A 13811-nucleotide genomic window follows, 5' to 3' on the forward strand; every position below is an offset into this window, starting at 1 on the left:
ATGCTCCGCACCCTCACGCGCCAACCACCGCGCCACATGACCCCCCAAACCACCCAAACCACCCGTCACCACCACACTCCCCCGCGCCCGCCAGGGACGCCGTACCGCCCCGGGCGGGGCCGGCAGCATGCGGCGGCCGAACGCCCCCGCACCACGCACAGCCACCTGGTCCTCGCCCGAACCGCCGGAGAGCACCCCGACCAGACGCCGCCAGTCACGCTCCTCGGGCACCACCGGCAGATCGACCAACCCGCCCCACTGCGCGGGCGCCTCAAGAGCCGCCACCAGCCCAAGACCCCACACCCGAGCGCCCATCACACACGGCACCTCACCGGGCTCCACCGCCACCGCACCCCGCGTGGCGACCCAGACCCGGGCCTTCGGTGCGCCGTCCGTCACGGCCTGCGTGACCAGCAGCACGGCGGCCGTGCCCGGGTCGAGCGGGGAGGCATCGGCCGGTGCGGTGCCGGGGTCCCGGCCGGGCAGCACCAGCACTCCGGCCAGGCCCTGGGGACCCGACGCGAGTGCGGCGAACCGCTCGGCGAGGCCGGCGCGCCCGACCGCGGTCGGATCGAGCGTCCAGCGCTCCACCACCGCGCCGGCCGCGGTCAGCGCCGATGCCGCGGCGTCGGCCCCGCCCGGCGCGGCGCCGGGGGGCTCCACCAGCAACCAACGCCCGGAGGGCACGCCGGAGTCGTCGGTCTCCACGGCCGTCCAGGCGACGCGGTAGCGCCAGGCGTCCCAGGCACCGGCCGGGGCCTGGACGGTGCGCCGGGCGACGGCGGTCGGCAGCCAGAACCGGTCGCGGCGGAAGGCATAGGTGGGCAGGGGCACGCGGCGGGCGCCGGTGCCCTCGAAGAACGGGCCCCAGTCGACGCGGACTCCGTGGGCGAACGCGGCGCCCGCCGAGGCGCGGAACCGGTCCAGGCCGCCGGAGTCGCGGTGGAGGGTGGGCAGTGCGGTGGCGTGCACCCCCTCGTCCTCGGCCACCTCGTCGATCGCGGGGCCGAGCAGCGGGTGCGGGCCCATCTCGATGAAGGTCCGGTGTCCCGCGCGCAGCAGCGCCCGCAGGGTGGACGCGAACTCCACCGGTTCGCGCATGTTCCGGTACCAGTACGCGGCGTCCAGGCCCTCGGGGTCGTGGGCTCCGGCGGTCACGGTGGAGAAGAACGGCAGCCGGGCGGTGGTCGGCCGGACGCCGTCCAGCGCGTCGAGGAGTTCGGTGCGGAACTGCTCCACCTGCGGCGAGTGACCGGCGAAGTCGACACCGGGGAGCGGCCAGCGCAACACGCCTTCGGCGGACAGCCGCAGGCCGAACTCCTCCAGTGCCCGGGTGTCACCGGCGACGGTGAACGAGGCGGGGCCGTTGACCGCGGCGACGGAGATCCGGTGCCGCCAGGGTTCCAGCAGCTCGCCGGCCCGGTCGGCCGGGGCCATCACCGAGAGCATGCCGCCGTTGCCCGCCAACCGCCCCCACAACCCGCTGCGTTCGGCGATCACCCGGGCCGCGTCGTCGAGGGAGAGGGCGCCGGCCGCGTAGGCGGCGGCGACCTCGCCCTGGGAGTGGCCGACGACGGCGGCGGGCCGCACGCCATGGGCCTCCCACAGCGCCGCGAGGGAGACCATCATGGTGAACAGCGCCGGCTGGACCACGTCCGCGCGGTCGATCGGCGGGGCGCCGGGCACCCCGCGCAGCACATCGAGCACCGACCAGTCGAGGTGCGGCGCGAGCGCCCGCGCGCACTCCTCGGCCTTGGCGCGGAAGACCGGGGCCGACTCCAGCAGTTCGGCGCCCATGCCGGCCCACTGGGAGCCCTGTCCCGGGAAGACGAAGACAGGGGGCCGGTCACTGCCCGCCTCGCCGACGACGACGTCGGCGTCCTGCGTGCCCTCCGCGAGCGCGGTCAGCCGGGCGATCAGCGACGCCCGGTCGTCGGCGCGGACCGAGGCCCGGTTCGCGAGCGCGGCACGGCTGGTGGCGGCGGAGTAGGCGGCGTCGGCGGGGGTGATCTCCTCATGGGCGCCCAGGTGTGCGGCGAGCCGGCGGGCCTGTTCGCGCAGGGGTTCCGCGCCGGCGGCGGACAGCGGGAGGACGGTGACGGGCAGGACGGTGGCAGGGAGGTCGGCCGACGCCCGGGGCTCCGCGAGGGCGTCGGGGGCGGTGGCCGGGTCCTCGGCCGGGGCAGCCGGCGCCTGCTCCAGGACGACATGGGCGTTGGTGCCGCTCACGCCGAAGGAGGAGACGGCGGCCCGCCGCGGACGGTCCGCCCGCTGGGGCCAGGGCCGTGCCTCGGTCAGCAGCTCCACGGCTCCGTCGTCCCATTCGATCTTGGACGAGGGAGCGTCGACGTGGAGGGTGCGGGGCAGCGTGGAGTGCCGCATCGCCTCCACCATCTTGATCACACCGGCGACACCGGCCGCGGCCTGGGTGTGCCCGATGTTGGACTTCACCGACCCCAACCACAGGGGATCGCCCGCCCGTTCACGCCCATAGGTGGCCATCAACGCACCGGCCTCGATGGGATCGCCCAGCGCCGTCCCCGTGCCGTGCGCCTCGACGACGTCGACCTCACCCGGGGTCAACCCGGCGTCCGCGAGCGCGTCACGGATGACCTTCTGCTGCGCCGGACCGCTGGGCGCCGTGATGCCGTTGCTGGCACCGTCCTGGTTGACCGCACTGCCCCGTACCACGGCCAGCACCTCATGTCCGTGGCGGCGGGCGTCCGACAGCCGCTCCACCAGGAGCATTCCGGCGCCCTCGGCGGGGCCGAAGCCGTCGGCGGCCTCGGCGAACGCCTTGCAGCGGCCGTCGGGGGCGAGCCCGCGCTGCCGGGAGAACTGGACGAAGAGGGCGGGGTCGGCGATGACGGTGGCGCCGCCGGCCAGTGCCAGGTCGCACTCGCCCCGGCGCAGCGACTGCACCGCCAGATGCAACGCCACCAGCGACGACGAGCACGCCGTATCGATCGTCAACGCCGGACCCTCCAGCCCCAGGGCGTAGGCGACCCGGCCGGCGGTGAAGCTGACGATTCCGGCCAGGAGTTGGGCCTCCAGGTCGGCGTCGATCCCTTCGACGCCCTTCTGGTAGCCGCTCTCCCAGGCCCCGGCGAACACGCCGGTGCGGCTGCCGGCCAGGGAGTGGGGGTCGATACCGGCCCGCTCCAGCGCCTCCCAGGACGTCTCCAGCAGCAGCCGCTGCTGGGGGTCCATGGTGAGCGCCTCGTTGGGGGAGATCCCGAACAGGCCGGGGTCGAACCGGTCCACTCCGCGGACGAAGCCGCCCTCGCGGCAGTACGTGGTGCCGGCCCGGCCCGGGTCGGGCGAGTACATCGCCGTCACGTCCCAGCCGCGGTCGGCCGGGGCCCGGCCGACCGCGTCGGTCCCGGTGCGCAGCAGGTCCCACAGGTCCTCCGGGCCGCGGACGCCGCCGGGCAGCCGGCAGGCCGCCCCGACGATCGCGATCGGCTCGCGGGCCCGCTCGTCGAGTGTCCGCAGCTGTTCGGTCGCCCGGTGCAGCTCGGCGGTCACGCGCTTGAGGTAGGTGCGCAGCTTGTCTTCGTTCGCCATGGTGGTACTTCCCTTCGAGGACGGGCGACGGGGTGCCGGGCCGGTGGTCACGACGCGCCGTACCGCTCGTCGATGAACGCGAAGATCTCGTCGTCGTCGGCGGTGCTCAGGGCATCGGCGATGTCGTCGGAGGCATCGGTCGTGCCGTCGTGGAGGGCGCGCCAGCGGTCGGCCAGGGCCTCCAGTCGCAGGGCGACCTCGGCGCGGGCGTCGGGGGCGGGCGCGACCGCCGCGAGACCTTCGGGGGTGAGCGCGGCCAGGGCCTCCTCGATCCGGTCGAGTTCGGCCAGCAGCGGCGCGGTGGTGGCCGGCCGCTCGGGCGCCAGCAGGCCGTCGAGGTGCGCGGCCAGCGCGGCCGGGGTGGGGTGGTCGAACACCAGGGTGGCGGGCAGCCGGACCCCGATGACCGCGCCCATGCGGTTGCGCAGCTCCACGGCCGTGAGCGAGTCGAATCCGACCTCGCGGAACGGCCGGTCGGAACGGACCTCGGCGGCGGAGCCGTGCCCCAGCACCGCGGCCACGTGCTCGCGCACCAGGTTGAGCAGCTGGTCGTGGCGTTCCTCGGCGGAGAGCCGGGCCAGCCGCTCGGCGAGCGGCTCGCCGGTGTGCGCTGCGCCCTGCGTGCCGTGCGGGTCCGGAGCCCGGGTGCCGGACGCGGCGGTCGGGGCGGGGGTGACGAGCTCCGACAGCAGGGGCGCGACGGTTCCGGTGGCGCGCAGTGCGGCCGGGTCGAGCCGCATGGGGACCTGCACGGCCTCGTCGACCCGCAGGGCGGCGTCGAACAGCGCGGTGCCCAGGGCCGCGGACAGCGGCGGGAAACCGCTGCGGGCGAAGCGCCGCTGGAGGCCCTCCTGGTCCAGTCCGTTGGCCATCCGGCTGGTGTCGGACCACAGCCCCCAGGCCAGCGACACCGCCGGCAGGCCGAGCGCCCGCCGCCGGGAGGCGAGGGCGTCGAGCGTGGCGTTGGCCGCCGCGTAGTTGCCCTGCGCCGGGCTGCCCAACAGGCCGGCGCTTGAGGAGAACAGGACGAACGCCGCGAGGTCGAGGTCGCGGGTGAGTGCGTCCAGGTGGACGGCCGCCTCCACCTTGGGCCGCAGCACGTGCCGCAGCCGCTCGGGATCGAGCGTGGACAGCACACCGTCGTCGAGGACGCCGGCGCTGTGCACCACCGCCATCAGCGGGTGCTCGGCCGGTACACCGGCGAGCAGCCGGCGGACCGCGTCCGCGTCGGCGACGTCGCAGGCGACGACGGTGGCCGAGGCGCCCAGGTCGGCGAGTTCGGCGACCAGCTCCGCGGCGCCCTCGCCGTCCGGGCCGCTGCGCGCGGCGATCAGCAGATGGCGTACGCCGTGCGTGCCGACCAGGTGGCGGGCGATGCGGCCGCCGATGGTGCCGGTGCCGCCGGTGATGAGCACCGTGCCGTACGGGTGCCAGGCGGGCGGCATGGTCAGTACGAGCTTTCCGGTGTGCCGGGCCTGGCTGATGGTGCGCAGGGCGTCCGCGGCCCGGCGCACGTCGTGGGTGACGACGGGCAGCGGGTGCAGCGCCCCGCGGGCGAACAGCTCCATCACTTCCCGCAGCAGCCGGCCGAGTTCGTCGGGGCCGGCCTCGTTCAGGTCGAACGCCCGGTAGCGGACTCCGGGGTGGTCGGCGCCGATCCGGTCGGGGTCGCGCACATCGGTCTTCCCCAGCTCCAGGAACCGGCCGCCGGGACGCAGCAGCCCGAGGGAGGCGTCCACGAACTCCTTGGTGAGCGAGTTGAGGACGACGTCCACGCCGGCCGCGCCGTCCGGCTCGGCGAAGGCCGAGGCGAAGTCGAGGGTGCGGGAGGAGGCGATGTGCTCGTCGGCGAGGCCCATGCCCCGCAGGACGTCCCACTTGCCGCTGCTCGCGGTGGCCAGCACCTCGGCACCGAGGTGACGGGCGATCTGCACCGCGGCCATGCCGACGCCGCCGGCCGCGGCGTGCACCAGCACCTTCTCCCCCGGGCGCAGGTCCGCCAGGGCGACCAGCCCGTAGTAGGCGCTGAGGAACACCGCGGGGACCGATGCGGCCCGGGCGTAGGACCAGCCGTCCGGGATCGGGGCGAGCAGTCGGTGGTCGGCCACGCACACCGGGCCGAAGCCGCCGTTCCACATGCCGAGCACCCGGTCGCCGGGGGCGACCCCGGTGACACCGGGACCGACCTCGACGACCACGCCGGCGCCCTCGGTGCCCATCTCGGCCTCGCCCGGGTACATGCCCAGGGCGATGAGGGCGTCGCGGAAGTTCACACCGGCGGCGCGCACCGCGACGCGCACCTGGCCGTGCGCCAGCGGGGCGTCCGCGTCCGGGGCGGGCACCGGCGCCAGGCCGTCCAGGGTGTGGTCGGCGCCGCGGCCCAGCCGCCAGGCGCCCTTCTCGGGCGGGGTGAACGCCCCTTCCGCGCCGCCGGTGCCGGCCCGCTCCAGCCGCGGCACGTACACCGTCCCGGCGCGCACCGCGGTCTGCGGTTCGCCGGAGGCCAGGGCGGCGGACACGGCCCGGGCGGACGCCGGGTCGTCGTCCAGGTCCACCAGCAGGAACCGGCCCGGCTCCTCGGCCTGCGCGGAGCGCAGCAGACCCCATGCGGCGGCCGCGGCCGGGGCGCTCACCTCGGCGTCGCCGCGCACGGCGACCGCGCCGCGGGTGGCCACGACCAGGCGGGTGCCCTCCGGGGCGGCCGGGGCCGCGAGCCAGCGCTGGACAAGGTCCAGCACCTGGCAGGCGACGGTATGGGCGTCGGCGGCGACCTCGCCGGTCCCGGCCGGTACGCCGAACACGACGGCGTCCGGAGCCGCTTCGCCGACCGCGGCCGGCAGCGGGCCGTCCGGCCCGAGCGCGTCGGGCAGGTGCGCGTCGGCGGCCTCGGCCAGGCCCAGGACGTCCGGCCCCGCGACCACCCAGCGGGGGGCGGAGGCGGAGCCGGTGCCGCTGCCGGCCCGCTCCCGCCAGGTGACGCGGAAGAGGGCGTCGGCGCCGACCGGGCGGCCGTCGAGGAGCTGCTCGGGGTCGACCGGCCGCATGAGGAACGAGTCGATCTCGGCGACCATCCGCCCCTCGGCGTCGGCGCACTGGATGCGGACGGCGTCCTCGGCGACGGGCGAGACGCGCACCCGCAGCCGGTCGGCACCGATGCGGTACAGCCGGACGCCGCGCAGCGCAAAGGGCATCCGGACCCGGCCGTCCTCGGGGAAGAAGCCGCCCAGGCTGATGGTTTGCAGCGCCGCGTCCAGCAGCGCCGGGTGGAGCCCGAACCGTGCCGCGTCGCCCTGGGCCTGGGCGGGCAGGGCGACCTCCGCGTGGATGTCGGAGCCGGCGCGGTGGGCGCTCACCAGTCCCTGGAAGAACGGCCCGTAGCCGTAGCCGAGTTCGGCGAAACGCCGGTAGAAGTCGCCGGTGTCCAACTGTTCGGCACCGGGCGGCGGGGCCACCACCGAGGCGTCCGGCGCGTCGGTGGCGTCCTCCGCGGTGAGCAACCCCTCGGCGTGCAGGGTCCAGCCGGTGGTGCCCTCGGTGCGGGCGTGCACCGCGAAGCGGCGGGCGTCGTCGGTGCCCGGGGCGCCGACGTTCAGCCGCAGCCGGACGCCGCCGGACTCGGGCAGCACCAGGGGCGCGGCCAGGGTGAGTTCCTCGATCCGGCCGGTGCCGGCCTGACGGCCGGCCCACAGCGCGAGGTCGGTGAACGCGGCGCCGGGCAGCAGCGTCGCCCCCATCAGCGTGTGGTCGGCCAGCCAGGGGGTGGCGTCGATGCCGATGCGCGCGGTGTACATCTGGTCGCCCGATCCGGGCAGCTCCACGCCCCCGCCGAGCAGCGGGTGGTCTGCCGCGTCCAGGCCGAGGGAGGCGGGGTCGCCGCCGCGGCTGGTGGGGCGGTACCAGTAGCGCTCGCGCTGGAACGGGTAGGTGGGCAGGTCCACGGGGCGCGAGTCGGGGCCGAAGATGGCCTCGGCGTCGATCTCCACACCGTGGGTGTAGGCGCGGCAGGCGGCGACGCCCAGCCAGCGCGGGCCGCCCTGGCCGCGGCGCAGCGTGCCCAGGACCGCCGCGGAGGCACCGGCGTCGGTGATCGTCTCCTGGAGGGAGACGGCCAGCATGGGGTGCGGGCTCGTCTCCAGGAACACGTCGTGGCCGTCGGCGAGCAGGGCGCGGGTGGCCTTCTCGAACTCCACCGGGTCGCGCATGTTGCGGTACCAGTAGTCGGCGTCCAACGCGGCGGTGTCGAGCAGTCCACCGGTGACCGTCGAGTAGAACGGGATGTCGGAGGAGGTGGGCGCGACCGGGGCGAGCACCTCCCGCAGGTGGTCCTCCAACGTGTCGACCTGCGGCGAGTGCCCGGCGGTGTCGACGCCGGGGATCGGGCGGGCGTGCACGCCCTCGGCGGCGAGTTCGGCGACCAGCTCCGCCAGGGCGTCCGGGTCGCCGGCGACGGCGCAGGTCTCGGGGCTGTTGACGGCGGCGACGGCGAGCCGGTCGCCCCAGAACTCCAGCCGGGGGCGCAGTTCGCGCTCGGACATGGTCACCGCGACCATGCCGCCCTTGCCGGCCAGCCGCAGCCAGGCCTGGCTGCGCAGGGCGACGATGCGCGCCGCGTCGTCCAGCGAGAGGCCGCCCGCGACATGGGCGGCGGCGATCTCGCCCTGGGAGTGCCCGACGACCGCGGCCGGTTCGACGCCCAACGAGCGCCAGGTCGCGGCGAGCGAGACCATCATGGTGAACAGCACGGGCTGCACCACGTCGACCCGGTCGAGCGAGGGCGCGTCGGGCTCCCGGGTCAGCACGTCCAGCACGGACCAGCCGAGGTAGGGCCGGAGCGCGGCGTCGCAGGCGCGTGCGGTCTCCCGGAAGGCGCTGGAGCGGTCGAACAGCCCGTCGCCCATCTCGGCCCACTGCGAGCCCTGGCCGGGGAAGACGAACACGACCTGGTCGGCGGTGCCGGCGGTGCCCCGCATCACGAGCGGGTGCGGGCGGCCCTCGACGAGGTCGTCGAGGGCGGCGATCAGCTCCGTGAAGTTCTCGCCGACCACGGCGGCCCGGTGCTCGAAGCGGGTGCGGGTGGTGATGAGGGCGTAGCCGACGTCGGCCGGGTGGAGTTCGGGGTGGGCGAGCAGGTCGGCGCGCAGCCGCCGCGCCTGGTCGCGCAGCGCGGCCTCGTTGTGCGCGGACATCATCAGCGGCACGGTCACCTCGTGCCACCACTCCGCGGACCAGACGTCGCCGCCGGTGGCCGCGTCGGGCGAGAGGAGTTCGGGCGCGGTGGGCTCCGGCGGCTCCTCGATGATGACGTGGACGTTGGTGCCGCTGATGCCGAAGGAGGAGATGCCGGCCCGGCGCAGGCCGTCGGCCCGCTCGGGCCAGGGCCGGGCCTCGGTCAGCAACTCCACGGACCCCTCGCCCCATTCGACCTTCGAGGAGGGGGCGTCGACGTGCAGGGTGCGGGGCAGCGTGGCGTGCCGCAGCGCCTCCACCATCTTGATCACACCGGCGACACCGGCAGCCGCCTGAGTGTGCCCGATGTTGGACTTCAACGACCCCAACCACAGAGGGTCGCCGCCCCGTTCACGCCCATACGTGGCCAACAACGCACCGGCCTCGATCGGATCACCCAACGGCGTACCCGTGCCGTGCGCCTCGACGGCGTCGACGTCGCCCGGGGCCAGCCCGGCGTCCGCGAGCGCCTCACGGATGACCTTCCGCTGCGCCGGGCCGCTCGGCGCCGTCAGGCCGTTGCTGGCGCCGTCCTGGTTGACGGCGGTGCCGCGGACCACCGCCAGCACCGGATGGCCCTTCTTCTGGGCCTCCGACAGCCGTTCGACCAGCAGCATTCCGGCGCCCTCGGCGAGGCCGACGCCGTCGGCGGCCTCGGCGAACGCCTTGCTGCGCCCGTCCGGCGAGACCGCCCGCTGACGGCCGAACTCCACCAGCATCTCCGGGGTGGACATCACGGTGGCACCGCTGACCAGCGCCATGTCGCACTCGCCCCGGCGCAGCGACTGCACCGCCAGGTGCAGGGCGGCGAGGGAGGCCGAGCAGGCGGTGTCGACGGTGACGGCGGGGCCCTCCAGGCCGAAGACGTAGGACAGCCGGCCGGACATCACGCTGGCGGAGTTGCCGGTGGCGATGTAGCCGTCGAAGCTCTCGTCGCCGTCCTGGAGCAGCGGTACGTAGTGCTGCCCGTTGGTGCCGACGAAGACGCCGGTGCGGCTGCCGCGCAGCTCCACCGGGTCGATCCCGGCCCGTTCGAAGGACTCCCAGGCGGTCTCCAGGATCAGCCGCTGCTGCGGGTCCATGGCCAGGGCCTCGCGGGGGCTGATGCCGAAGAAGCCGGGGTCGAACTCGGCCGCGTCGTGCAGGAATCCGCCCTCGCGCACATAGGTGTGGTGTCCGGGTGAGTCGGGGTCGGGGTCGTAGAGGGCGTCGTTGTCCCATCCCCGGTCGGTGGGGAAGGGGGTGATGGCGTCGACCTCGCCGGTGAGCAGGTCCCACAGGTCCTCCGGCGAGCGGACCCCGCCGGGCAGCCGGCAGGCCATGCCGATGATGGCGACGGGCTCGTCCGTCGACACCGGGGCCACGGGGCCGGTCTGGGCGGCGGTGTCGCCGCGGCCGAGGAGCTCCTCGCCGAGGTGCCGGGCGAGCGCGGCCGGGTTGGAGTGGTCGAAGACCAGGGAGGCGGGCAGATGGAGGCCGGTGGCGGCGCTGAGCCGGTCGCGCAGCTCCAGCGCGGTCAGCGAGTCGAAGCCGAGGTCGCGGAAGGCACGGGCGCTGTTCACCGCCTCGCCGGAGGACTGCCCGAGGACGGCGGCGGCGTGGGTACGGACCAGTCGCAGCAGGGTGACGTGCCGCTTGTGGCCGGACTGCGCGGTCAGTTCGCGGACGAGATCCGCGGTGGCCGAGTCGCCGGTGCCCGCGGTGCGTTCGGCCGCGCGCAGCCGCCGCACCTCGGGGATGTCGTCGAACAGCACCGCCGGGCGCACCGAGGTGTAGGAGGCGGCGAAGCGCTTCCACTCGACGTCGGCGACCGCGCCGCCGGTGCTGCCGCGCTCCAGCATGCGGCGCAGCGACCGCACCGCGGCGTCCGGGTCGAGGGGGGCGAGGCCGCGCCGGTTGAGGAACTCCGCGTCGGCACCGCCGGCGAGCGCGCCGCCCGCCCAGGGGCTCCAGGCCACGGAGACGGCGGGCACTCCCGCGGCGCGGGCGCGCTCGGCGAGCGCGTCGAGGTGCGCGGTGGCGGCCGCGTAGCAGCCCTGGGCCGCGCCGCCCCACACGCCGGACACCGAGGAGAACAGCACCAGCGCGTCGAGGCCGGCGGCGGGCGCGAGGTTCACCAGGTGGCCGGCGACCGCGGTCTTGGCGGCGACGGCGGCGGCGATGTCGCCGGGCGCCGTCTCGTTCAGCGGGACCAGCGGCACGAGCGGCGGGGCGTGCACGACGACGGCGGGCGTGTGCTCGACGAGCAGACCGGCCAGCGCGGAGCGGTCGGTGACGTCGCAGCGGACGGGGACGACGGCGGCGTGGGTGAGCCCGGCCGCGGCGACGGCCTCCGCGTCGATGTCCGGCCCGGCCAGCACCACACGGTCCGTGCCGTCCTCCAGGAAGGAGTGGATCAGCCGGCCGGGCACCGTCGTGAGGTCACCGACGATCAGGACGGTGCCGCCGGCGCGCCAGGACGGCGGGGTGGAGTCGGCCTGGTTCGGCAGGACCCGGCGGCCGAAGACACCCGCCGCCCTGATGGCGATCTGGTCCTCGGCGCCGGGTTCGGCGAGGACACCGGCGAGGCGGTCGAAGACCCGGGCGTCGGACTGCTCGGGCAGGTCGATGAGGCCGCCCCACAGTTCGGGCAGCTCCAGCGCCGCCACCCGGCCGAGGCCCCACAGTTGGGCTCCGGCGGTGCACGGCACCTCGTCGGGGGCGGTGGCGACCGCGCCGTGGGTGACGGTCCACAGCGGTGCGGTGCCGCCGAGGTCGGCCAGGGCCTGGACCAGGGCGAGGGTGGCGGTGACCCCGGTGGGCACGGCGGGGTGGTCCGGGTGGCCGTCGGTGCACAGTCCGAGCAGCGAGACCAGGCCGGTGACGGCGGTGTCGCCGTGGACGGCCGGTTCGAGCAGGCCGTGCAGTTCGGCGCGGCCGGTGCGGGCCGGGTCGACGGCGATGCGGCGGACCGTTCCGCCGAAGGACGTGATCGCCTGTTCCACGGCGTCGGCGAGGGCGGCGTGCCGTTCACCGGTGGGCACGATCAGCAGGCGCAGTCCGGGGCGCCAGCCGCCGGTGACGGGGCGCAGCCCCTTCCACGCGACGTGGTAGCCGAGCCGGTCGCCGGACTCCGGGGTGCGGTCGCCGGTTCCGGCGGTCTCCGCCCGGTCCGGCCGGGCGGAGCTCACCCAGTAGCGTTCGCGCTGGAAGCCGTAGGTGGGCAGGTCCACCCGGCGGGCCCCGGGGCTGAGCCTGGCCAAGTCCACCGGTACGCCGGCGACCTGGGCCTCCGCGGCGGAGGTGAGGAAGCGCCGCAGCCCGCCCTCGTCGCGCCGCAGTGAGCCGACGGCCGGTACGGCGGTGCCGAGGCTCTCCACGGTCTGGCGGACGCCGATGGTGAGGACGGGGTGCGCGGAGCACTCCACGAACGCGTCGACGCCGTCGGCCAGCATGGCGCGCACGGTCGGCTCGAACCGCACCGGGAGCCGCAGGTTGCGGTACCAGTAGTCGGCGTCGAGCGCGGTGGTGTCCAGGAGCCCCGCCTCGACGGTGGAGTAGAAGGGCACGTCGCCGCCGTGCGGCCGGATCCCGGCGAGGACGGTGGCCAGCTCCTCCCGGATGCTCTCGACGTAGTGGGAGTGGGAGGCGTAGTCGACGTCGATGCGGCGGACCCGGGTGCCCTCGGCCTCCAGGGTGCGCAGCAGCGCCTCCAGGGCGCCGGGCTCCCCGCAGACGACGGTCGACTGGGGGCCGTTGACGGCGGCGATCTCGACACCACCCGCGCCACCGGCCTCGGCGAGCCGCGCCTCGACGGCGGCCGCCGGCAGGGCCACCGACGCCATGCCGCCCCGTCCGGCCAGCTCCCGGGCGATGACCTGGGAACGCAGGGCCACGATCCGGGCGGCGTCGTCCAGGGAGAGCGCGCCGGCCACACAGGCCGCGGCGATCTCGCCCTGGGAGTGGCCGATGACGGCGGCGGGCTCGACGCCGAGGGAGCGCCACAGCGCCGCGAGCCCCACCATCACCGCGAAGGTGGCCGGCTGGACGACGTCGACGCGGTCGAGGCCGGGCGCCCCGGGGGCGCCGCGCAACACGTCGGTGAGGGACCAGTCCACGTACGGGGCGAGCGCGCGCTGGCACCGCTCCAGTTCGGCGGCGAACACCGGTGCCGCGTCGAGGAGTTCGGCGCCCATACCGGCCCACTGGGAGCCCTGGCCGGGGAAGACGAAGGCGACCCGGCGCACGTCCGCCGCGGTGCCGGTGACGGCGTCGGGGGTGATCTCCCCGGCGGCCAGGGCGGCGAGCGCGTCCATGGGGGCGCCGTTGTCGCCGAGCAGCACGGCACGGTAGGCGAGGGCGGCGCGGTCGGCGGCCAGCGCATGGCCGACGTCGGCGGGAGCGGCGTCGGGGAGGCGCTCCAGGTGCGCACGCAGACGTGCGGCCTGGGCGCGCAGGGCGGGCGCGGTCACGGCGGACAACGGCCAGAGCACGGTGGAGGGGGTCGTAGGAGTGTCGCCGGCCTCGACCGCGGCCGGGGCCTCGACCTCGGCCGGCGGCTCCTCGATGATGACGTGGGCGTTGGTGCCACTGACGCCGAAGGCGGACACGGCCGCCCGACGCGGACCGTTCGCCCGCTGCGGCCAGGGCCGGGCCTCGGCCAGCAACTCCACGGCACGCGCGTCCCATTCGACCTTGGACGAGGGGGCGTCGACATGGAGGGTGCGGGGCAGCGTGGAGTGCCGCAGCGCCTCCACCATCTTGATCACACCGGCGACACCGGCAGCCGCCTGGGTGTGCCCGATGTTGGACTTCAACGACCCCAACCACAGCGGATCGCCGACCCGTTCACGCCCATACGTGGCTAACAGCGCACCCGCCTCGATCGGATCACCCAACGGCGTACCGGTGCCGTGCGCCTCGACGACGTCCACCTCGGCCCCGGTCACACCCGCATCGGCCAACGCATCACGGATGACCTTCCGCTGCGCCGGACCACTCGGCGCCGTCAGCCCATTGCTCGCCCCGTCCTGATTGAC

2 protein-coding genes are annotated in these 13811 nt (G+C 75.7%); both read right to left on the reverse strand.

Annotation, left to right across the window (positions count from 1 at the left end; translation table 11 throughout):
* A partial coding sequence (locus tag AB0C96_RS42460; RefSeq protein ID WP_362925590.1) for a beta-ketoacyl synthase N-terminal-like domain-containing protein occupies positions 1–3567 on the reverse strand: 3567 nt, incomplete at its 3' end.
* 47 nt (positions 3568–3614) lie between these two features.
* Positions 3615–13811: SDR family NAD(P)-dependent oxidoreductase (locus tag AB0C96_RS42465; protein WP_362925591.1), on the reverse strand; the 10197-nt coding region annotated here is incomplete at its 5' end.

It is taken from the genome of Streptomyces sp. NPDC048506, assembly GCF_040651315.1.
GTDB lineage: Bacteria > Actinomycetota > Actinomycetes > Streptomycetales > Streptomycetaceae > Streptomyces.